This window comes from Vogesella indigofera, from assembly GCF_003633895.1.
In the GTDB taxonomy this organism is placed as follows: Bacteria; Pseudomonadota; Gammaproteobacteria; order Burkholderiales; family Chromobacteriaceae; genus Vogesella; species Vogesella indigofera.
In genome coordinates this window covers 195,765-217,338 of sequence record NZ_RBID01000015.1, presented here as the reverse complement: position 1 = coordinate 217,338, position 21,574 = coordinate 195,765, and the positions used below count along the sequence as shown (strand labels likewise).

The window sequence follows — 21,574 nt, the reverse complement described above, 5'->3', positions numbered from 1 at the left end:
TGCGCAGCCCAGCTCAGTCCGGCTTGGCGGCCTGTTGCGCGGCGGCTTCTGCGGCGGCGGCGCGCAGCTTGTCCTTCTTGCTCGGGCGCTTGCCCTTGATGCCGCCGTTGTCGTCGGCTGCGGCCAACCTTGGCGAGGGTTCGTCAACCGGCACGAAGCCGGCCAGCTGCTCGCGCGGCAGTTTCAGCTGCAGCCGCTTCTCGATCAGGCGGAAGTGGGCGCGGCTGTCGGCGTCGATCAGGCTGATGGCGAGGCCGCTTTCGCCGGCGCGGCCGGTACGGCCGATGCGGTGGGTGTAGTCCTGCGGCGAGCGCGGCAGGTCGTAGTTGATCACCACCGGCAGAGCCGGGATGTCGATGCCGCGCGCGGCGAGGTCGGTGGCGACGATCACCTGCAGCGTGCCGTCCTTCAGGTTCTCCAGCACCCGTTCGCGGCGGCCTTGCGCCAGCTCGCCGAACAGCGCGGCGGCGCGGATGCCCTCGCGCTGCAGCGTCTGCGCCAGTTCGCTGGCGCCCTGCTTGCTGGCGACGAAGACCAGCATGCGCGCGCCCTCCTGCTCGGCGATCAGCCGGCACAGCAGCGCGGTACGCTGACGGCTATCGACCTCGATCGCGCGCTGGCGGATGTCCGGCGCCTGTTCCGCGATGTGGATGCGCTGCGCGTCGGTGAGCAGCTTTGTCGCCAGCTGCTGCACGTTGGCCGCAAAGGTGGCGGAGAACAGCAGCGTCTGGCGCTGTAGCGGCAGCGTGGCCAGCACCTGTTCCAGCTCGTCGGCAAAGCCCTGTTCCAGCAGGCGGTCGGCCTCGTCCAGCACCAGGGTGCGCACCTGATTCAGGCGCAGCGCGTTGTTGGCCAGCAGCTCCAGCAGCCGGCCGGGGGTGGCGACGATGATGTCGGCGCCGCCGCGCAGCGCCATCAGCTGCGGATTGAGCGACACGCCACCGTAGACGGTGACGATCTTCGGCGGCGGCAGGTGGCGGGCCAGCTGCTGCAGCACGCTGCCGACCTGTTGCGCCAGCTCGCGCGTCGGCAGCAGCACCAGCAGCGTCGGTTGCTTGCCGTCATGGCGACCGTGCTGCCAGCGCTGCAACAGCGGCAGGCAGTAGGCGGCGGTCTTGCCGGAGCCGGTGCGGGCGGTGGCCAGCAGGTCGCGGCCGTGCAGGATCGCCGGGATCGCCTCGCGCTGGATGGCGGTGGCGGTGTGGAAGCCCTGTTCGTCCAGCGCGTGCAGCAGCGCCGGGTCAAGGCCGAGGGTGGAAAAGGGCATGGGCGGGCGCGGGGCGTGAATTCGTGAAGGCGGCAGTCTACGGCTTTTGGGCGCGCGGCACTATGGCGATGCACGCCGGGGCCGCTGCGTGGCGGGGGGGAGACGGGGGGCGGGCAGCCGATTGACGCCAGCGTCATTCCCTTGGATGATTCAATCGCTTGTTTTAATGATGGCGCAGACCATCATCCGCGACACACGAGGAATCATGACAAACCGCGAACACGATCTGTGGGTGCCGGTCACCGCCACCGACACGCTGTACCTGAAGCGCATCCGCCATCCGGAAAAGGACGGCGCGCCGGTGCTGCTGCTGCACGGGGTGATGGCCAACGGCCGCATCTTCTATTCCGACAATGGCAAGGGGCTGGCGCACTATCTGGCGCGCCACGGCTACGACGTGTTCGTCGCCGACCTGCGCGGTCGCGGCCGCAGCACGCCGCGCATCGGCCGCGGCGCGCGTCACGGCCAGACCGAAACCATCACCGAAGACCTGCCGGCGCTGCAGGCGGCGATCCGCCGGCTGAAGGGCGAGGTGGCGGTGCACTGGATGGCGCACTCCTGGGGTGGCGTGCACATGAGCAGCTGCCTGCTGCGCCAGCCGCAGCTGATCGCGCAGGTGGCCAGCCTGGTCTACTTCGGCAGCAAGCGCAGCGTGCAGGTGCGCAATCTCAACAAGCTCCTGGAAGTCGACCTGCTGTGGAACATCGTCGGCCGCCTGCTGTGCCGCAGCGTCGGCTACCTGCCGGCGCGCCGCCTCGGCCTCGGCGCCGACGACGAAACCGACAAGAGCCACCGCCAGAGCAAGCTCTGGGCACAGAATCGGCCGTGGCTGGACAGCGACGACCGCTTCGACTACCGCCAGGCGGCGCAGACGCTGCAACTGCCGCCGGCGCTGTACTTCGCCGCGCAGAACGATCCCTGTCGCGGCCACCCGGCCGACGTGAAGCGCTTTCGCGACGAAAGCGGTGCGCACCTGTCGCGGCTGCGGCTGCTGGCGCGCCACAGCGGCCATCGCCACGACTACAACCACGTCAGCCTGCTGACCCACCCCGACGCGGTGCGCGACCATTTCCCGCTGGTGCTGGAATGGCTGGCCGGCCGCTACGGCATGGTGCAGGAAAACTACTGAGCACGGCTTGCGGCCAACGTTGGCCGCAAGCCGGCGTTGATGCCAGGCGGGAAACTGCGACGGGCTTGACCTGGCGCATTCGCCGCCGGCGGCCGGCTGTGGTAGAAAGCGGGCTGTGTTTATCCTTGCGACCGTTTCCGGCCATGTCCCAGCTGCAATTCGACCTCGACCACGTCATCGACACCCTCGCCAGCGAGGGCTGGGTGGTGATCCCGCACGCGCTGTCCGCTGCCATTACCGCCAACCTGCGCACCGCCTGCCTTGAGGTGTGGCAGCAGGGCCTGTTCCACGAGGCCGCCACCGGCCGCGCCGACGGCCAGGCACGCCGCGCCGAGATCCGTTCCGATTCGGTGCTGTGGCTGGACCAGGTGGCGGCGCTGCCGGCGGTGCAGGCCTACAACGCGGCGATGGACGACATCATGCAGGCGGTCAATCGTGGCCTGTACCTCGGCCTCGTCGAGCTGGAGTCGCACTTCGCGGTGTATCCGGAAGGCGCGTTCTACAAGAAGCATCTCGACCGCTTCCAGGATGACGACGCGCGCACGCTGACCACGGTGTTCTATCTGAACGAAGCCTGGCCGCAGGACGCCGGCGGCCAGATCCGCCTGTATCTGGATGCCGACTGCCGCGAGTTCATCGACGTCGAGCCGGAAGCCTGCACGCTGGTACTGTTCCTGTCCGACCGCTTCTGGCACGAGGTGCTGCCGGCACGGCAGCAGCGGCTGTCGGTCACCGGCTGGTACCGCCGCCGCGGCGGCAACATGCCGTGGTGAGCGGCCGCTTCGCCACAAGCACAGCGCCCTGCGGGGCGCTTTTTTTGCGGCCAACGTTGGCCGCCATGTTGTCGACCGGCACGTCCGGGCCGCCGGCACGATAATGACGCCGTTTTAACGGGTGGCGCGCGCCCGGCGACGCGGCCCGGCGGCGGTGCGGTTTGGTGAATTGTGACGCTGTGCAAGCGCCGGCAGCGTTGCCGGTCCGTGCTAGAATCAGCAGCGATCACCAAAAAATAGGCAAGGATAAAGCGATGTCTGGCAATAGCATGGGCCTGCTGTTTACTGTTACTTCATTCGGCGAAAGCCACGGGCCGGGAATCGGCTGCATTGTTGACGGCTGCCCTCCGGGCATGACCCTGTCCGAAGCCGACATCCAGGCCGAGCTGGACCGCCGCAAGCCCGGCACCAGCCGCCACGTTACCCAGCGCCGCGAGCCGGACACCGTCGAGATCCTGTCCGGCGTGTACGAGGGCAAGACCACCGGCACGCCGATCGCGCTGCTGATCCGCAACACCGACCAGCGCAGCAAGGACTACGGCAATATCGCCGACACCTTCCGCCCCGGCCACGCCGACTACACCTACTGGCACAAGTACGGCATCCGCGACCCGCGCGGTGGCGGCCGTTCCTCGGCGCGCGAGACCGCGGTGCGCGTCGCCGCCGGCGCTATCGCCAAGAAATGGCTGCATGAACAATACGGCATCGTGATCCGCGGCCACATGACGCAGATCGGCGACATCGAGATCCCGTTCCAGAGCTGGGACGAGGTCGGCAACAACCCGTTCTTCGCCGCCGACGCCAGCAAGGTCGACGCGCTGGAAGCGTACATGGACAGCATCCGCAAGAGCCTGGATTCGGTCGGCGCGCGCCTGCGCGTGGTGGCCGACAATGTGCCGGTGGGCTGGGGCGAGCCGGTGTACGACCGCCTCGACGCCGACATCGCCTACGCGATGATGAACATCAACGCGGTGAAGGGCGTCGAGATCGGTGCCGGCTTCGGCTGCGTCACCCAGCGCGGTAGCGAGCACGGTGACGAGCTGACGCCGCAGGGTTTTGCCAGCAATCACGCCGGCGGCATCCTCGGCGGCATTTCCACCGGCCAGCAGATCGAAGTGTCGATGGCGATCAAGCCGACGTCGTCGATCGCGCAGCCGCGCCGCTCTATCAACAAGGCCGGCGAGGCGATCATGGTCGAGACCCACGGCCGCCATGATCCTTGTGTCGGCATCCGTGCCACGCCGATCGCCGAGGCGATGCTGGCACTGGTGCTGATCGACCACGCGCTGCGCCACCGCGCGCAGTGCGGCGATGTGCGGGTCGATACCCCGCGCATTCCCGGCCGCATCGGCTAAGCGCTCTTCCATCCAAGAGGCAGCGTCAGGCTGCCCGTCGTTCGCACACAATAGGGTTTGCCATGTTCAAAAGTCTGTTTGGCAGCTTGACCGGCAAGGGACAAGCACAGGAAGCCAAGGAAAGCCGCGAGGTGAAAACCGCCGCCGCCAGCACGCCGGCCGCGGAGAGTGGCGACAATATCGTGTTGCCGCACACGCTGGGCTTTGTCACCCATCAGCCGCTGCACGACCTGCAGCAGCGGGTGGTGGCCTACGAGTTCATGGTGCGCGATACCGTCAAGCGCCGCGAGTCGTCGGCCGGGCAGTGGCTGCAGTTCGACCGGCTGATGATCAGCACCCTGATCAACATGGACGTGTTCCGGCTGCTGAATTCGCGCCGTGCGCTGGTGCACGTGTCGACGCTGTCGCTGCAGGACGCGTCGCTGGAGGCTTTCCCCAGCGACCGCGTCTATTTCGTGCTCAACCCGGCGATCGACGATCCGGTCAGCAACAGCACCATCGCGCTGATCGACCAGCATCGCGCGCAGGGCCGCCGCTTTGCGCTGGAGCCGTCGCTGTTCGACCGCCGCGTGCTGCCGGAGGCGCTGCAGGACGAGCTGTTCTCCCGCATCGACCTGCTGATCCTCGACTTCAGCGGCGCCGCCGACGAGGTGCTGGCACCGTTCATGGACCAGATGCTGGCGCGTTATCCCGCCGCGCGCTGGTATGCGCGCAATATCAGCTCCAGCGAGGATTTCGATGTCTGTGTCAAGACACCGGGCGCCGCCAAGCGCTTCGTGCTGTTCCAGGGCGCGTTCCTGACCGCGGTACGCTCGCAGTCCGCCGGCAAGGCCGACGCCAGCCAGATGCGGGTGCTGGAAATCATGCGCCTGCTGCGCGCCGGGGCGGAAACGCAGGAGATCGACGCCCAGTTCAAGCTGGATTCGGTGCTGCTGTTCAAGCTGCTGCGCTTCATCAACTCGCCGGCCAACGGCCTGTCGCGCAAGGTGATGTCGATCGAGGAGTCGCTGCTGCTGCTGGGACGCGAATCGCTGTTCAAGTGGCTGACGCTGCTGCTGTTCACCTCGCGCAAGGACGATGGCCGCTCGGTGGCGCTGCTGGAGCGCTCGCTGTTCCGCGCCCGCTTCATGGAGACGCTGGGCAAGCTGGGCGGCAACAACCGCCTGGAGTGCGAGCACCTGTTCCTGTCCGGCATGTTCTCGCTGCTGGACGCGCTGATGCATGTGGAGATGGCCAGCGCGCTGTCGCCGCTGGACCTGCCGCCGACGGTGGCCGATGCACTGCTCAACCAGCGCGGCATGTTCGCGCCGTATCTGGCGCTGGCCATTTCTGCGGAGCAGGACAACGCCGACCGCATCGTGGCGCTGGCCGAGCTGCTGAAGCTGGAGCCAGCCGACGTCAACAAGGCGCACATCGACGCCATGGTGTGGGCGCAGGAAATCCTGGTGCAGTCGGAATAAGCCGGCTGCCGCTGCCGTCAGGTGCCGGCAGTCAACAAAAAAACCCCCTGTTTCGCAACAGGGGGTTTTTTGCGGCCAACGTTGGGGGGCTTAACCGCCGACGTTGTAGTTCGGTGCTTCCTTGGTGATCTGTACGTCGTGCACGTGCGACTCGCGCATGCCGGCGGAAGTGATCTCCACAAAGCCGGCCTTGTCGTGCATTTCGTCGATGGTCTTGCAACCCAGGTAGCCCATCGAGGAGCGCAGGCCGCCTACCAGCTGGTGGATCACCTGGGCGATCGGGCCCTTGTAGGCGACACGGCCTTCGATGCCTTCCGGCACGAACTTGTCGGCGTTGCTGTTGCCGTCCTGGAAGTAGCGGTCGGCGGAACCCTGGCTCATTGCGCCCAGGCTGCCCATGCCACGGTAGGACTTGTAGGAACGGCCCTGGTACAGCTCGACTTCGCCCGGGGCTTCTTCGGTGCCGGCGAACATGCCGCCCAGCATCACGGCGTTGCCGCCGGCGGCCAGCGCCTTGGAGATGTCACCGGAGAAGCGGATGCCGCCGTCGGCGATCATCGGCACGCCGGTGCCTTTCAGCGCTTCGGACACGTTGTGGATGGCGGTCAGCTGCGGTACGCCGACACCGGCCACGATACGGGTAGTGCAGATCGAGCCTGGGCCGATGCCCACTTTCACGCCGTCGGCGCCGGCAGCCACCAGGGCGCGGGCAGCGTCGGCGGTGGCGATGTTGCCACCGATCACGTCCACCTGCGGGAAGGTGTCCTTCACCCACTTCACGCGGTCCAGTACGCCCTGGCTGTGACCGTGGGCGGTATCGACCACGATCACGTCGACGCCGGCAGCTACCAGTGCTGCCACGCGGTCGGCGGTGTCGCCACCGGTGCCGACTGCCGCGCCGACGCGCAGGCGACCCTGGCTGTCCTTGTTGGCGTTCGGGTGTTCGCTGGTCTTGACGATGTCCTTGACGGTAATCAGACCCTTCAGCTCGAAGGCGTCGTTGATCACCAGTACCCGCTCCAGGCGATGCTTGTGCATCAGCTCGCGCGCTTCATCGATGCTGCCACCTTCCTTCACCGTCACCAGACGCTCGCGCGGGGTCATGATGGAGGCCACCGGCTGGTCGAGACGGGTCTCGAAACGCAGGTCACGGTTGGTGACGATACCCACTACCTTGCCATCCTGAACCACGGGCAGACCGGAGATCTTGTGCTGACGGGTCAGCAACACCAGGTCGCGTACCAGCATGTCCGGGGCGATGGTGATCGGGTCCTTGACCACGCCGCTTTCGTAACGCTTCACCTTGGACACTTCCAGCGCTTGCTGCTCGGCGGTCATATTCTTGTGAATGATGCCGATGCCGCCTTCCTGGGCCATCGCAATCGCCAGACGCGATTCGGTGACGGTATCCATTGCAGCGGAGACCAGGGGCAGATTCAGGCTGATGTTACGGGTGAGGCGAGTGGACAGGGCAACGTCACGTGGCAGAACGGCGGAGTGGGCCGGCACGAGGAGAACGTCGTCGAAAGTGTAGGCCTTCTCGATGATGCGCATCTTGCTTTCCTTTAGCGGCAAAAACGCATTATACCGATCCCGCGCACGCAGTGCAAAAGGCAGTGGTGAATGAGGTGCGCGCCGCTGGCGGGCATGGTCGCAACAAAGCTGTCTGCCATGGCGGGCGCACGCTAGAATGGCGGTTCATGGTAAGGCGGGAGGCGAGAGGTGATGAAGGCTGTTTACGGGGTGTTTCTGGGGGCACTGCTGCTGGTAACGGCGGCGCAGGCACAGGTCTATCGCTGGGTGGACGGCAATGGCCGCACCGTGTTTTCCGACCAGCCGCCACCGCAGGGCCGCAAGTCGGAAACGGTGAAGCTGCGCCCGCTGCCGGCCGCGGCGGCCAGCCCAGCCTCGGCACCGGCCAGCGACGGCGGCCTGCCGCAGCAGGTGAAGCAGCTCAACGACCGCATCGACGAGCACAACCGCAAGATCAAGCAGGAAAACTGCAGCACTGCGCGTACCCATCTGGCCAAACTGGAAAGCCTGAACCAGCCCAAGGCGACCACCAAGGCCGCGCCGCAGTCGGAGGCGACGCTGGGCGCCGCCATCGCCGCCGCGCGCGATCACGTCAGGACCTGGTGTGGCAACTAAACCACCGGCCTTCGACGCCAAGGCCTTCCTGGCCAATTTGCCGAGCCTGCCGGGGGTGTACCGCATGCTCGATGCCGCCGGCAACGTGCTGTACGTCGGCAAGGCCATCGACCTGAAGAAGCGCGTCAGCTCCTACTTCCAGAAGAGCGACCACAGCCCGCGCATCCAGCTGATGGTGCGCCAGATTGCCGCCATCGACACCACCGTGGTGCGCAGCGAGGCCGAAGCGCTGATCCTGGAAAACAACCTGATCAAGGCGCTGACCCCCAAGTACAACATCCTGTTCCGCGACGACAAGTCCTATCCCTACCTGATGGTGTCCGGGCACGCCTTCCCGCAGCTGGCTTATTTCCGCGGTGAGCCGAAAAAGCCGCACCAGTACTTCGGCCCCTATCCCAACGGCTACGCGGTGCGCGAAAGCATCCAGGTGCTGCAGAAGGTGTTCCGCCTGCGCACCTGCGAGGACAGTGTGTTCGCCAACCGCTCGCGCCCCTGTCTGCTGTTCCAGATCAAGCGCTGCTCGGCGCCGTGCACCGGCGAGATCAGCAGCGAAGCCTACCGTGCCGACGTGCAGAGCGCGGTCACCTTCCTGCAGGGCAAGCACAACGAGCTGATCGACCTGCTTACCGCGCGCATGTTGGCCGCATCGGATGCGATGCATTTCGAGCAGGCGGCCGAATTGCGCGACCAGATCCAGGCGCTGGCGCGGGTGCAGGAGAAGCAGTTCATTTCCAGCAATACCAGCCAGCTCGATGCCGACGTAATCGCCATCGCCAGCGAAGGCGGCGTAGTCTGCGTCAACCTGGTGATGATCCGTGGTGGCCGTCACCTCGGCGACAAGAGCCTGTTCCCGCTCAACGCCGCCGACAGCCTTGCGGCCAACCTTGAGGCCTTCCTCGCCCAGCATTACCTCGGCGCACCGCTGCCGGCGGCCATCATCCACAACGAAACGGTGGCGCCGGAGCTGCAGCAGCTGCTGGTCGAGCAAGCGCAGAAGCGGCTGGTCTTCATCAGCAACCCGATCGGCGAACGCCGCGTGTGGCTGGAGATGGCACAGAAGAACGCGCAGCTGGCGATCAGCCAGCGCCTGGCCAGTGCCGCCAGCCAGAACGCCCGCCTCGCAGCGTTGGCGCAGCTGATGGAAGTGGAGGAGGTGGCGCGGCTGGAGTGCTTCGACATCAGCCACACCATGGGCGAGGCCACCGTGGCGTCGTGCGTGGTGTACGACCGTGGCGGCATGCAGCCGTCGGAATACCGGCGCTTCAATATCGAGACCGCTGCCGCCGGTGACGACTACGGCGCCATGCGCGAGGCGCTGACCCGGCGCTACAGCAAACTGGCGGCCGGCGAGGGCAGGCTGCCCGACGTGCTGCTGATCGACGGCGGCAAGGGCCAGGTCGGCGTGGCGCTGGAAGTGCTGGCCGAGGTCGGCGTCGACGTGCCGATTGTCGGTGTCGCCAAGGGTGAAAGCCGCAAACCGGGGCTGGAAACGTTGATCGTTCCCCATCTGCAAAAGACGCTACAATTGCCGCGCGATCACGCCGCGCTGCACCTGATCCAGACCGTGCGCGACGAGGCGCACCGTTTCGCCATCACCGGCCACCGCGCGCGCCGCGCCAAGGCGCGCACCAGTTCGACGCTGGAGGACATCGCCGGCGTCGGCCCGACACGGCGCCAGCGGCTGCTGACCCGTTTCGGCGGCCTGCGCGGCGTGGTGGCGGCAAGCATCGACGATCTGGCGCAAGTAGACGGCATCAGCCGCGCGCTGGCAGAAAAAATTTACCAAGCCCTGCACTGAATAAAGACACCCGGATAATGCCCTTCAACCTGCCGATTTTCCTGACCTGGCTGCGCGTCGCCCTGATCCCCGTCTGCGTGGCCGTGTTCTTTCTCCCCGACAGCGTGCTGCTGTCCCACCATCGCAATAGCCTCGGCGCCTTCATCTTTGCACTGGCTGCGGCCACCGACTGGCTGGACGGCTACCTGGCGCGTCGCCTGGGGCAGACCTCGGCCTTTGGCGCCTTTCTGGACCCGGTGGCCGACAAGCTGATCGTGGCGGCGGCGCTGATCCTGCTGGTGGAGCTGGGGCGCACCGAGGGCTGGATGGCGATGATCATCATCGGGCGCGAGATCGCGATTTCGGCCTTGCGCGAGTGGATGGCGGCGCAGGGCAGCCGCGGTAGTGTGGCGGTGGCCTATATCGGCAAGCTGAAAACGGCGGCGCAGATGATCGCCATTCTGTTGTTGTTGTACGCCGGCCCGGTATTGCCGGCCATCGACACCCTGATCCTCGGAAATATTTTCATGGTGGTCGCCATTATTTTGACTTTGTGGTCAATGGTTTACTACCTGAAGATGGCCGCCACGCAGTTTTCCGGCAAAAAAATCGAGCTGTGAGAGGTTGACAATAATTTTTTGGTCATTATAATTCGCAGCTCTCGACAACGCAGTAACACAGCGACGACGAGAAGTGATGCGGGAATAGCTCAGTTGGTAGAGCGCAACCTTGCCAAGGTTGAGGTCGCGAGTTCGAGCCTCGTTTCCCGCTCCACACCGGTTTTACAGATGTACAGCAGTACCATGCGACGCGGGAATAGCTCAGTTGGTAGAGCGCAACCTTGCCAAGGTTGAGGTCGCGAGTTCGAGCCTCGTTTCCCGCTCCACCCGGTTTTACAGATGTACAGCAGTATCATGCGACGCGGGAATAGCTCAGTTGGTAGAGCGCAACCTTGCCAAGGTTGAGGTCGCGAGTTCGAGCCTCGTTTCCCGCTCCATACAATTTACGGCATCAGGCAGTACCCCTGCGGGAATAGCTCAGTTGGTAGAGCGCAACCTTGCCAAGGTTGAGGTCGCGAGTTCGAGCCTCGTTTCCCGCTCCAGATTCAGATGATTCGCCACAGCGAGCATCACATGCTTACGGCGCGATAGCAAAGCGGTTATGCCCCGGATTGCAAATCCGGTCAGTCCAGTTCGACTCTGGATCGCGCCTCCAGACAAACCCCCAGCAAACCCAGTTTGCTGGGGGTTTTGTTTTGTTCGTCTTGTCTGTTGCGATACCCGTCCCGCAGAACTGCCTGCCGGCGCCGATTGCCGTGCCCGGCGATGTTGCCTAAGCTGGGAACATCTCCCTGTTGCGGCCAACCTTTGCCATGAACATTCCCGTTACCGATTGTCTGTCCCTGCTGCACCGCTGCAGCTCGCTGGCGCTGGCGACGCAGTCGCAGGCGCTGCCGGGCTACCCGTTTGTCACCGTGTTGCCGTTTGCGCTGGATGCAGCGCACCGGCCGTGGCTGCTGATGAGCGAGCTGGCCGAACACTGCCGCAATGTGCGCGCCGATGGCCGCGTCAGCGTGCTGTTGCAACAGGGCGGTGCCGACGTGCTGCAAGGCGAGCGCATGACGCTGGTGGGCGATCTGCTGGCGATGTCGCCGGACGCGGACACCTTGGCGCGGCTGCTGCGCTATTGCCCGGCGTTCGCCGATTACCTGGCGCTGGGCGATTTCCATTTTTTCTGCCTGCAGCCCAAGCGCCTGCGCTTTATCGGCGGCTTCGGCCGCATGGGCTGGGTCGATGCCAGCGACTGGGCCGCGTTGCCGCAACTGGCCGCGGCGCAGGAACAGGCACTGCTGGCGGCATTGCCGCCGGCGGACGCCACGCTGCAGCTGCTGGGGCTGGATGTCTGCGGGCTGGATGTGCTGCGCGACGGCGTGCGGCAGCGACTGGACTTCGCCGCGCCGGCAAACGAGGCGACACTGCTGACGACGGCACAGGCGCGGCTGGCCTCGGCTGCTTAGGCTGGCCCCGCCTGCAGGCTGTGCTGGCGGGCAAGGCCCTGCGCAAAGGCCACCGCGGTGGCGTCTTGCTGCCGCCGTTCGACTACAGCGTAATGCCGGCGCCTGCTCCGGCCTCGTTTGTTGTCTCGGGCAGGAGATAGCGCACAGGCAGCTGTGCCAGCAGACAAGCCCCCTGTGTTCAACGGTGAGCGGCCAGCTGCATGGCCGCGACAGCTTGCAAAGCGAGCGGCGCTGACGCCACTCTGACCGGATCTCCCTTCCTATCCTGCCTGCCCAGTCTGGCAACGGTCGCGCACCGAGCGCCGGCCGCATCTCCACACCCCATCACGGCGCAGATCGGGCTGCGGCCAACCTTCGGTTGGCCCTGCGCGCCAGACTGTGCGCCGTACCAGCCCGCGTACCCGTCCAAGGGCAAGATCCAGCTCCAGCACCGCAGCTGGCAAGGTTGTTTACCGGCCTTGTCGCGCTCATGCGGCAGCGTGTCGCCGGCCGTGGCGGGATGGCAATTCAGTCCGAAATGCTGCCGTTTGGCCGAGGGTGGAACAGTTTTTGTGGTGAGCTGTGCCAAAAATCGAATGTTTTTGATCGATTGTATGCAAATTTATGTTTGTCGTCACAGCTATGCCAAAAGCGTGCATGGCTGAATTTGTGGCTGCCATTGACCGCCTTGGGCAACATTATTTGCCGAAATGAATAATCGGAGACGTTTTCTGCAGTGGCGCCGCTGGTGTCGGGCAAGCGGCGTAAAGACAGGCGCCGATCGGCGTATTTGCCGGCTCCGGTGCTTGCGGTAACATCCCGCCCCTTGTTTGTCACGGTACTGTGCTCGCCCCCGGCAGCGGGCGACAGCAGCGCTGGCAAACCCTGGACAAATCAGACGATCTGCCGCCAGCCGGATTGCCGCCTTGAATAACGACAGGCAGCCGCTGCGGCCAACATTAGGGACAAGGAATACATGGGCTTGATGCGCAAGAAAAGCGTTCAGGGCATGCTGGCGTTCGCGCAGACCTCTCAAGGATTGCGCAAGGAACTGACGGCGTTTGACCTGACCATGCTGGGGATTGGTGCCATTATCGGCACCGGGATTTTCGTGCTGACCGGCACCGGTGCCACCGTGGCCGGGCCGGGGCTGGTGCTGTCGTTCGTGATCGGCGCGCTGGCCTGCGGTTTTGCCGCGCTGTGCTACGCGGAATTTGCGGCGATGCTGCCGATTTCCGGTTCGACCTATACCTACGCCTACGCCACGCTGGGTGAGCTGGTGGCGTGGATCATCGGCTGGGACCTGATGCTGGAGTACCTGCTGGCGTCGTCGGCGGTGTCGGTGGGCTGGTCCGGCTATTTCCAGAGCCTGCTGGCCGGCTTCGGCATCACCCTGCCAGAGGCGCTGACGGCGGCCGCCGGCGCGGTGCCGGGCAAGGACACGCTGTTCAACCTGCCGGCGTTCTGCATCGCGATGATCATCACCGGCTTGCTGGCGTTCGGGATCAAGGAATCCAAGCGCATCAACAATATCGTGGTGATGATCAAGGTCGCCGTGGTGGTGCTGTTCATCGTCATCGGCATGTGGCACGTGAAGCCGGTGAACTGGTCGCCGGCGCTGCCATACGGCTTTGACGGCGTGTTCCACGGTGCGGCCATCGTGTTCTTCAGCTTCCTCGGCTTCGATGCGGTGACCTGCGCGGCGGAAGAGGTGAAGGACCCGGCACGCGACATTCCGCGCGGGGTGATCTGGTCGCTGGCGATCTGCTCGCTGCTGTACGTGATCGTGTCCGCGATCATGACCGGCATCGTGCCGTACGCGCAGTTTGCCGGCATCGACCATCCGGTGTCGCTGGCGCTGCAGGTGGCGAAGCTGGACTGGTTTGCCGGTTTTGTCGATCTGGGCGCCATCCTCGGCATGATGACGGTGATCCTGGTGATGACCTACGGCCAGACCCGTATCCTGCTGGCGATGTCGCGCGACGGCCTGCTGCCTAAGGTGTTCTCCGACATCAATCCGAAATACGGTACCCCGTACAAGGCGACGTGGATGGTCGGCACGGTGATCGCGCTGATCGCCGGTTTCGTGCCGCTGCACACGCTGGCGGAGCTGGTCAACATCGGCACCCTGGCCGCGTTCTCGCTGATCGCGCTGGCGGTGATCGTGCTGCGCAAGCGCGAGCCGGACCTGCCGCGCAAGTTCTACTGCCCGGCGGTGCCGTATGTGCCGGCGCTGGCGATCCTGTTCTGCGTGTTCCTGATGACGCAGCTGTCGGCGCTGACCTGGGTGTTCTTTGTCGGCTGGCTGCTGATCGGCCTCGGCGTGTACTTCGGCTATTCGCGACGCAATTCGCTGCTGCACAAGCCACGCTGATCCGCTGTCAGCGGTGCTAAATGGATGCGGCCAACCTTGGGTTCAAGGTTGGCCGCATTGCTTTGTGCTGGGTGGCCGTGCCGGCGGCACACATTGCCGCGGTGTTTGAAACGGGTGTTTAATAGTTGACCGCCGCGCCCGGTGCGCGGCCACACCATAACAACACACCATCACCGCACACGAGGATTCCCCATGCTTCACGGCCAGCCCCGCAAGGTCGCCATCGTCGGCGCCAACCGCATTCCCTTTGCCCGCTCCGGCACCGCCTACGCCCAGCTCTCCAACCACACCATGCTCACCGATACCCTGCGCGGGCTGGTGGACAAATACGGCCTGCACGGCAAGGTGCTGGGCGAAGTGGTCGGCGGCGCGGTGATGAAGCACGCCCGCGACTGGAACCTGGTGCGCGAGTGCGTGCTGTCGTCCGGCCTGCACCCGGCCACTCCGGCTTACGACGTGCAGCAGGCCTGCGGCACCGGGCTGGAAGCGGCCATCCTGGTCGCCAACAAGATTGCGCTCGGCCAGATCGACGTCGGCATTGCCTGCGGCAGCGACACCACCTCGGACGCGCCGGTGGCGGTGCACCGCGGCCTGCAGCGCGCGCTGATGGACCTCAACGCCGCCAAGGGCAGCGGCGCCAAGCTCCGGCACCTGCTGCGCGTACTGAAGCCGGCGCACCTGCTGCCGGAGTTGCCGGCCAACGCCGAGCCGCGCACCGGCAAATCCATGGGTCAGCACGCCGAGATCACCGCCCAGCGCTACGGCATCAGCCGCCAGGCGCAGGACGAGCTGGCGCTGGCCAGCCACCAAAGGTTGGCCGCCGCCTACCAGCGCGGTTTTTTCGACGATCTGGTGATGCCGTACCACGGCCTGCAGCGCGACAACAACCTGCGCCCGGACAGTACGCTGCAGAAAATGGCGACACTGGCGCCAGCCTTCGAGCGCAGCAATGGCAGCATCACCGCCGCCAACGCCTCGCCGCTCACCGATGGCGCCTCGGCCGTGCTGCTGGCCAGCGAGGCGTGGGCGGCGGCCAACAATCTGCCGGTACTGGCCTGGCTCGACGCCGGCGAAGTCGCGGCGGTGGACTTTGTCGACGAGCGCGAAGGGCTGCTGATGGCGCCGGCGTATGCCATTCCGCGCCTGCTGCAAAAGCATGGCCTCAGCCTGCAGGACTTTGATTTCTACGAAATCCACGAAGCCTTCGCCGCGGTGGTGCTGTGCACGCTGGCCGCATGGGAATCGGACGACTTCTGCCGCGACCGCCTCGGCCTGCCGGCGGCGCTGGGCAGCATCGACCGCAGCAAGCTCAACGTCAACGGCAGCTCCATCGCCGCCGGCCACCCGTTTGCCGCCACCGGCGGCCGCGTGGTGGCGACGCTGGCCAAGCTGCTGGCGGAAAAGGGCAGCGGCCGCGGCCTGATCTCGATCTGCGCCGCCGGCGGCCAGGGCGTCACCGCCATCCTGTCACGCTGAGCAAGGCGGCCAGGCTTGGCCGCAGATTGCCGCCGGCAGCGCTTATGCGCTAGAATCAGCGCCCTGTCTGTGCCCCTGTGGTGAAATTGGTAGACACAAGGGACTTAAAATCCCTCGGCGCAAGCTGTACCGGTTCGATTCCGGTCGGGGGCACCACGCTGACTTCCAAGGAAGTCCAAGACAGAACAGAAACCCGCTAGCTACAAGGCTTTGCGGGTTTTTTGTTGTCCGGTAGCGTGCGGCAACGTCCAGTAACATCCGGCTTTTTTGTGTACCTTTTTGTGTACCTTTTTTGCGGCGCCGGAAAAAGGTACACACCTGCCTGTCATCAATGTGTGTGTGTCCTGCCATGCCGGGCGGCACCTTGTCGGAGATGGGCGTGTGTTGTTCTGCTTTTGCCGACCCCTCTAAAAATGCGTAGTGACGGTAGTGACATAGTGACAGCATTGTTTTTAAAGGATTTTTTGAAAGTTTGTCGTAGTGACATTTCGGGGTGTCACTATGATGACACGATAAATTGCGCCAATCGGGGGCCTCAAAGCCCTGCAAGCCGGCCTTGAGTCCGGCAAAGCCGGGCGCGGCGGGTGCCCATGCACCAGCCTGACGGGCGAAAAGAGTACACCGCAAAAGGTACACAAGCATGGCGTTGATTGATCTGGCCATAAAGCAGGTCAAGCCCCAAGACAAACCGTATCAGCTGACCGATGGTGATGCCCTGTACCTGGGGCGGTAAACGCTGGCTGTACCGCTATCGCCATCTTGGCAAGCCGTGCAAGCTGGCTTTGGGTACGTATCCGGCTGTCTCGCTGGCCGAGGCGCGTGAGAAGACCGCAGAGGCACGCAAGCAGCTGGCGGAAGGGGTGAACCCGGGCGATGCCAAGAAAGCGGCCAAGATCGCCGCCAAAGAGGCCAGCGCCAATGCCTTCGCCTTGTTGGCGCATGAATGGTATGAAAAGCAGCTGCCGCGCTGGACGCCGGACCACGCTCGCCGCGTGTTGGAGTCACTGCAGAATGACGCCTTCCCCGATCTGGGCAACATCGCCATCACCGATCTGTCAGCCCCTCAAATCCTCGCCACCGTCCGCAAGGTGGAAAAGCGCGGCGCCATCGAGACAGTAAGGCGCGTGTTGCAGCGTATCAGCGCCGTGCTGCGCTACGGCGTGCAGACGGGGCGATTGGCCATCAACCCGGCCCTTGCCCTGTCCGGCGTGCTGACCGCCGCCAAAGTGGAGCACCGTCCCGCGATGCCGCGTGGCGAGCTGCCCGAGTTTTACCGTCGGCTGGCTGCGGCCAAGCTTTACGAACCAACCCGCATCGCCATGCACCTGCTGGTGCTGACTTTTGTGCGACCTGGTGAATTGCGCGCGGCCCGCTGGGAGGAATTCGACATCGAGTGGGCGGAATGGCGTATCCCGGCCGAGCGCATGAAAATGCGCGTGCGGCACATCGTGCCCCTGTCACAGCAAGCCCTTGCCCTGCTGGCCAGCCTGCGGCCCCTGAGCGGGCGCGGTGCGCTACTGTTCCCGGCCATGACCGACCACGACCGGCCGATGAGTGAAAACACCCTGAGCTATGCCATGGGGCGCATGGGCTACAAGGGCGTGGCCACCCCGCACGGCTTCCGTGCGCTGGCATCCACTACGCTGAATGAAGAGGGTTTCGATCCGGACATCATCGAACGCCAGCTGGCCCACGCCGAACGCAACAAGGTGCGGGCGGCGTATCACCGCGCCGAATATCTGGACGAACGGCGCAAGCTGATGCAGTGGTGGGCGAACTTCTTGGACGCACAACAGGGTGTGAACGTGCGGCCGGTGGACTTCAAGCGGAGTAGGGGATAGGGCAGAGTTCTGTTGGCCGCTTGTCGGCCTTAGCGGCCACTGGGATGTACCCTGTGCAACGTCAGCAATCAGTCAGCTAGCGGCACGTGGCGACAACCCCAGTCTGAATGACTGCTTTCCTCAGCAGTTTAGGCTCGATCTCGACCCGAAGCCGTCACTCGAAATTCTGAGAAGCGGACGTCCAAGCAATAGCAGAGTGCAGCTGTGCTAGTCGATGAGCGGCTGCCACACGCCGCTTGGGGCGTTTGCGTCGCAGGTTCATTGTTCCATTTCCGACAATGCGCCAGGCAACAAAACAACCATCAATAACATAACAATGTTATCCACAATTCACTTGGCATTTTTCAACAGTCTAGAAATTGCATTCCACACCTGAGGGGACAAATACTCGGACATGGCAAAGGGTGAAGACACAACAATGGCACCCGTTGCACTCCACATATTTTGTGCTTTCTGCACTATACGGATCTCGCCCTCGCGTTGCATTTCCTTGCTCATCATACAAGCCGCTGAGCTCCCCCCCCCAATCATGTCATGCGTTCCGGCAAAGGATTCGATTAACTTGTCTTGCCAACTACCCATGTGAAGCGACCTTTTCCTCCAGCATTCTTCCCTTAACACCCCTCAGTTATGAGGCTAACCTTACTTTCCGCCGCAGATGGCATCTCCTCTAAATGCAGGCTCATCGCACCGTTCATAACGGTAGCCCTTGTCAATCAGGCAGCGATACATTTCTGTCCTGAGCCTTTTGTACGCTTTATTGTCATCTTCGCCAGGAAACATTTTCTTAGATTGCAGTGTGAAATTACCATCACCATATCCACCACATGATACCCAGTCATTTAATCGTATATTTGAAGAAACTGCTGGTTTATGCCACAGCTCGACGAATGGTTTAGGATGCAGGAGTTTATCGTAAGCTTCTTTATCACAATAAAAAATAGGGGTTTGAGGTCCACATATGTGACCGTTGCCAATAGTACAGGCAGACAGAGATACTAATAAAAACAATATAAAAAGCCGCCTCAAGCTAATCACCTCGCCGATTTAAGTAGAATAGAAATGGCACTCCACACTTGCGGGGGCAAATACTCTGCCATGGCGAAGGGTGAAGACACAACAATGGCACCCGTTGCACTCCATGTGTCTTGCGCATTCTGCACTACCGAATCCCGTTCTCGCTTTGCATTTCCTTGCTCATCGTATAAAGCACTGAGCTTCCCCCCAATCATGTCATGCGTTCCGGCAAAGGATTCGATCAACTTGTCTTGCCAGCTGCCTGCTTCATAAGGGGTACCAAATAGCGTACCCTTCACCCCTTGAATTCCTCCTGTTGCCCCTGCCAGCTTTTTACCTTCCTCTGTCTGCAGGAATTTATCAAGGCTGTCTACCCCTGCAGCCTTCTGGTTAAATTGCACACGACCTTGTTCATCCAAAACAAGTTTTCCATCTTTAGTTAAACAACGACTATTATCCACCCCACACAACCCATCCAGATCCCAACGGGTTCCTCCAAGCTTTTTACCATCCCCACGCACCCCAACGCTGTCTGCAGACAGATTGTCATAGCTTGTCTTGCCATCCGTCACTCCGGCAAATTTTGCCGAATCCTCCAGCATCAACTGGCGCATCTGATCCGCCGCAACTGACAACCCCTCCTTGGTGATAGCCGTTCCACCTTGCCCTGTTACGGCACCAATCAGAATATTGATGGCGGCCCTGTGCAGCTGGAAGTGATGACCGGCGCACGCCATATGCCGCACCGGGAGCAGGAGACGTGGGTCGTCGAGCGGATTGGCCGCTTCCTTTCCTTACCAGAGGGCGACTGAAAAACTGGTCTGAAGCATTCCGTACTTTGCGTATCTGGTCTGTCGGCTCCAGCCGATGTCCCGCAGACTCTCCCGCACGATTGACGGGAGGTCGGCCAAAGCAGACGTTGATGCTCCTGTGCTAAAATGGCTGCCACCTGCTAGGAACTGACCGTTGGGCTGTTCCTGCGACGGATGCTCTCGGCAGACAGGGAGTAGTCCAATACCTCCAGTTGTTTTAGTTAAACGTGATGCTGAAGCTTCTACGAATTTGAGTGTGGAGGGTGACTAGCAATTCATTAGCCAGATGATTAACGATATTATTTCATATCTCAATTTATTCCAGACGACTGTGACAGATTGAATCAGTTGATTTTTCAGTATGCCAAAACTGCGATGGGGCCTGTATGGCAGAAGTTACTTGTGAGCCGCGTTTCCATCATTTATCCAAGAGCCATCAATGAAAAATGTTGTTAATCAAAAGGTAAGCTCACTGAAGGGGTATTTGGCAAAAGCCACTCAGGGCTCAGTTTTCATAATGCTTTGGCCAATTGCTTGGTATGTATCCAGGGCTGTTGATCCAAAAAGACTCCATCATCTATTAATGGGGTTGTATATCCCTATTTTTGGATATTTTTTAAATAATTACAACTTTGAAATTGGAAATTATTTGTGCGTAAAGTCAGGTTGGTTGTTTTGCAATAACAATCCGCCTACTCGACCAGAGCTAGTAGTGTGGCGTAACATGTATGGAGTGCCCGTTTTTATAGGTTTTTCATTGATTTTAATTAATAAATGCATGCGATATATAATAAAGGCAAATCGGAGATTAAAATTTATTAGCCAACCCAAACTGCAGAGTATGGTGGGTTCTTGGAGGTGCCGCTTCTGGTGGTTGTGATGGCACTTGTTGTAAAGATAAAGTGTACCTCCTTGTGCGATAATAATGCTCGGTCGATTTCAGGGAATATTGTGCCGATCTGATTATTTTGAGGTGCTTGATAATTCATTCAATGCCATGGGCCGAACTGGATGATGGTTTTTTGTATTTTGCAATAACAAAGCCATTTCGATGGGGGTGATATGGGACTTTGGTGGTTTATTTCAAATAAGATAGGATGGTTTAAATTTTTTCTGGATATTATTAGGCTATGGCTGATTGTGTTTGTAATTTTGATCGTTGCTTATTTTTTGTTGTTTGTGCTTAGTTATTTCACTGGGCGAATAGGTGTCATGGGGTGGAGGGGAGTTGTTGGTGCATCAATCTGCGGGTGAGTTGTTGATGTAATATATTTGCTGTGTTGTTGGCGGTTTTATGAATCATCGAAAAGCAGTAAATAATTAAGAGATACTCATTCCTGACTTTGATTGGTAGACGTGTTTTTGGGGTTTTTCGGTTTGCCTACATTTTTGCTGGGTAAAACTCTGGCTATTACATGCCTCACGCTTCGTAGTTGTGCCCATGACAGGCTCCTTTTCAGTGGGAAGGAGTCTGATTATTTGCGGTGCAGCACTATGGCGAGGAGGAAGTTACGGTCCAGCTCAAGCAACCTGTCATGCCTATGCGCTAGCATGACAGCTGACGGCCAGAAGCAGCCATTTGGTGCATGTCGTGATTAGCAGGCATTCACAGTATGTAGAGATAATAATTCAATGAAGTACAAGCACATTAATGCCATGCTTCACAACTTTGGCCACTTCTTCATAAGCTCCATGAATTACGTCGATGACGAATACATCATTGACGTGTTGACCGAGCTGGCCTTTCAAGTTCCTGGGCATGAACTCGAAATTAATTTCTCTACGGGTCACATTTCACCGTCTGGTGAATATCCGGTAAGGCTCTACAAGTCTATTGGTTACTGGAAAGAATGGTTACCCAAGCACATGGAGCATCACAGAATCAATCCCTCTGCATTGTCAGAGGTGCATCTCAGATTTCGCCTGGTAAGAGATGGTCGCGAAGTTATCGTTGCCACTTCTGATGACAGGGGCAAGAACCACAAGGTGTTTGTACATGGCTAACGCCTAGATCATTTTGAATTCAGTTGTTAGTGGTCTGCTTTCCTTGTAGGCAAACGTCTGCTCAGGGTCGAGAGCGGCCCCAAGCGGAAGAGAAAAGCAGTCATTCAGACAGGGAGTACCGCCACGGGCAGCTAGCAGACTGATT

Annotated in this window: 17 protein-coding genes and 6 tRNA genes; 19 read left to right on the top strand and 4 right to left on the bottom strand. The window is 61.6% G+C overall.

Annotation, left to right across the window (positions count from 1 at the left end; all coding sequences use genetic code 11):
* Positions 1 to 13: 13 nt before the first annotated feature.
* Positions 14 to 1,267: a DEAD/DEAH box helicase gene (locus tag C8E02_RS11040; RefSeq protein WP_120810809.1), complete on the bottom strand. Its 1,254-nt coding sequence runs from the start codon at positions 1,265 to 1,267 to the stop codon at positions 14 to 16.
* A 205-nt stretch (positions 1,268 to 1,472) separates the two neighbouring features.
* Between C8E02_RS11040 and C8E02_RS11035 the strand changes: the two genes are divergently transcribed.
* The 4 genes from C8E02_RS11035 (at position 1,473) to C8E02_RS11020 (ending at position 5,984) form a co-directional block, all read left to right on the top strand.
* On the top strand, positions 1,473 to 2,396 hold the full coding sequence (locus C8E02_RS11035; protein ID WP_120810935.1) for an alpha/beta hydrolase family protein: 924 nt from the start codon (positions 1,473 to 1,475) through the stop codon (positions 2,394 to 2,396).
* Between the two features lie 143 nt (positions 2,397 to 2,539).
* Positions 2,540 to 3,169, top strand: a complete 630-nt coding sequence (locus C8E02_RS11030; RefSeq protein WP_120810808.1) for a 2OG-Fe(II) oxygenase — start codon at positions 2,540 to 2,542, stop codon at positions 3,167 to 3,169.
* A 254-nt stretch (positions 3,170 to 3,423) separates the two neighbouring features.
* Positions 3,424 to 4,524 (top strand): chorismate synthase, encoded by a 1,101-nt coding sequence (gene aroC, locus C8E02_RS11025; protein ID WP_120810807.1) that lies wholly within the window; start codon positions 3,424 to 3,426, stop codon positions 4,522 to 4,524.
* Between the two features lie 62 nt (positions 4,525 to 4,586).
* Complete coding sequence (locus C8E02_RS11020; protein WP_047965654.1) at positions 4,587 to 5,984, top strand: EAL and HDOD domain-containing protein; 1,398 nt, start codon at positions 4,587 to 4,589, stop codon at positions 5,982 to 5,984.
* Positions 5,985 to 6,074: 90 nt separating this feature from the next.
* Here C8E02_RS11020 and guaB read toward each other — a convergent pair whose 3' ends face one another.
* Positions 6,075 to 7,538 (bottom strand): IMP dehydrogenase, encoded by a 1,464-nt coding sequence (gene guaB, locus C8E02_RS11015; RefSeq protein WP_120810934.1) that lies wholly within the window; start codon positions 7,536 to 7,538, stop codon positions 6,075 to 6,077.
* A gap of 171 nt (positions 7,539 to 7,709) precedes the next feature.
* Here guaB and C8E02_RS11010 point away from each other — a divergent pair, with 171 nt between their 5' ends.
* From C8E02_RS11010 to C8E02_RS10970, 9 genes are all read left to right on the top strand, one after another.
* Complete coding sequence (locus C8E02_RS11010) at positions 7,710 to 8,132, top strand: DUF4124 domain-containing protein (protein WP_120810806.1); 423 nt, start codon at positions 7,710 to 7,712, stop codon at positions 8,130 to 8,132.
* Positions 8,122 to 9,930 carry an excinuclease ABC subunit UvrC gene (gene uvrC / locus C8E02_RS11005; protein ID WP_120810805.1) on the top strand — a complete coding sequence of 603 codons (1,809 nt, stop codon included), beginning with the start codon at positions 8,122 to 8,124 and terminating at the stop codon, positions 9,928 to 9,930. The genes C8E02_RS11010 and uvrC overlap by 11 nt, the downstream gene beginning before the upstream one ends.
* A 17-nt stretch (positions 9,931 to 9,947) precedes the next feature.
* Entirely contained in the window at positions 9,948 to 10,529 is a 582-nt protein-coding gene (gene pgsA / locus C8E02_RS11000; RefSeq protein WP_047965652.1) for a CDP-diacylglycerol--glycerol-3-phosphate 3-phosphatidyltransferase, read from the top strand.
* A gap of 78 nt (positions 10,530 to 10,607) precedes the next feature.
* Positions 10,608 to 10,683: transfer RNA gene (locus C8E02_RS10995), tRNA-Gly, on the top strand.
* Between the two features lie 36 nt (positions 10,684 to 10,719).
* A tRNA-Gly gene (locus C8E02_RS10990) sits at positions 10,720 to 10,795 on the top strand.
* A 35-nt stretch (positions 10,796 to 10,830) separates the two neighbouring features.
* A tRNA-Gly gene (locus tag C8E02_RS10985) sits at positions 10,831 to 10,906 on the top strand.
* Positions 10,907 to 10,935: 29 nt separating this feature from the next.
* Positions 10,936 to 11,011: transfer RNA gene (locus C8E02_RS10980), tRNA-Gly, on the top strand.
* 39 nt (positions 11,012 to 11,050) lie between these two features.
* Positions 11,051 to 11,124, top strand: a tRNA-Cys gene (locus tag C8E02_RS10975).
* 157 nt (positions 11,125 to 11,281) lie between these two features.
* Positions 11,282 to 11,926 carry a HugZ family pyridoxamine 5'-phosphate oxidase gene (locus tag C8E02_RS10970; protein WP_120810804.1) on the top strand — a complete coding sequence of 215 codons (645 nt, stop codon included), beginning with the start codon at positions 11,282 to 11,284 and terminating at the stop codon, positions 11,924 to 11,926.
* A gap of 507 nt (positions 11,927 to 12,433) precedes the next feature.
* On the opposite strand, the gene C8E02_RS17245 is transcribed toward C8E02_RS10970, so the two are convergent.
* Entirely contained in the window at positions 12,434 to 12,742 is a 309-nt protein-coding gene (locus C8E02_RS17245) for a hypothetical protein (RefSeq protein ID WP_147424486.1), read from the bottom strand.
* Positions 12,743 to 12,890: 148 nt separating this feature from the next.
* On the opposite strand from C8E02_RS17245, the gene bcaP reads away from it, so the two are divergent.
* From bcaP to C8E02_RS10945, 4 genes are all read left to right on the top strand, one after another.
* On the top strand, positions 12,891 to 14,279 hold the full coding sequence (bcaP, locus tag C8E02_RS10960) for a branched-chain amino acid transporter BcaP (protein WP_281268915.1): 1,389 nt from the start codon (positions 12,891 to 12,893) through the stop codon (positions 14,277 to 14,279).
* Between the two features lie 192 nt (positions 14,280 to 14,471).
* A complete protein-coding gene (locus tag C8E02_RS10955; RefSeq protein WP_120810801.1) occupies positions 14,472 to 15,755 on the top strand; it encodes an acetyl-CoA C-acetyltransferase in 1,284 nt (427 codons plus the stop codon).
* Between the two features lie 71 nt (positions 15,756 to 15,826).
* A tRNA-Leu gene (locus C8E02_RS10950) sits at positions 15,827 to 15,911 on the top strand.
* A gap of 554 nt (positions 15,912 to 16,465) precedes the next feature.
* Positions 16,466 to 17,596: a tyrosine-type recombinase/integrase gene (locus tag C8E02_RS10945; RefSeq protein WP_245961127.1), complete on the top strand. Its 1,131-nt coding sequence runs from the start codon at positions 16,466 to 16,468 to the stop codon at positions 17,594 to 17,596.
* Positions 17,597 to 18,630: 1,034 nt separating this feature from the next.
* Here C8E02_RS10945 and C8E02_RS10935 read toward each other — a convergent pair.
* Positions 18,631 to 19,350 (bottom strand): hypothetical protein, encoded by a 720-nt coding sequence (locus C8E02_RS10935; protein WP_120810799.1) that lies wholly within the window; start codon positions 19,348 to 19,350, stop codon positions 18,631 to 18,633.
* 514 nt (positions 19,351 to 19,864) lie between these two features.
* Here C8E02_RS10935 and C8E02_RS17450 point away from each other — a divergent pair.
* Both C8E02_RS17450 and C8E02_RS10930 read left to right on the top strand, forming a co-directional pair.
* Positions 19,865 to 20,305 carry a hypothetical protein gene (locus C8E02_RS17450; RefSeq protein WP_170152143.1) on the top strand — a complete coding sequence of 147 codons (441 nt, stop codon included), beginning with the start codon at positions 19,865 to 19,867 and terminating at the stop codon, positions 20,303 to 20,305.
* Between the two features lie 752 nt (positions 20,306 to 21,057).
* Complete coding sequence (locus tag C8E02_RS10930; protein WP_120810798.1) at positions 21,058 to 21,429, top strand: hypothetical protein; 372 nt, start codon at positions 21,058 to 21,060, stop codon at positions 21,427 to 21,429.
* The last annotated feature ends 145 nt before the right edge of the window (positions 21,430 to 21,574 follow it).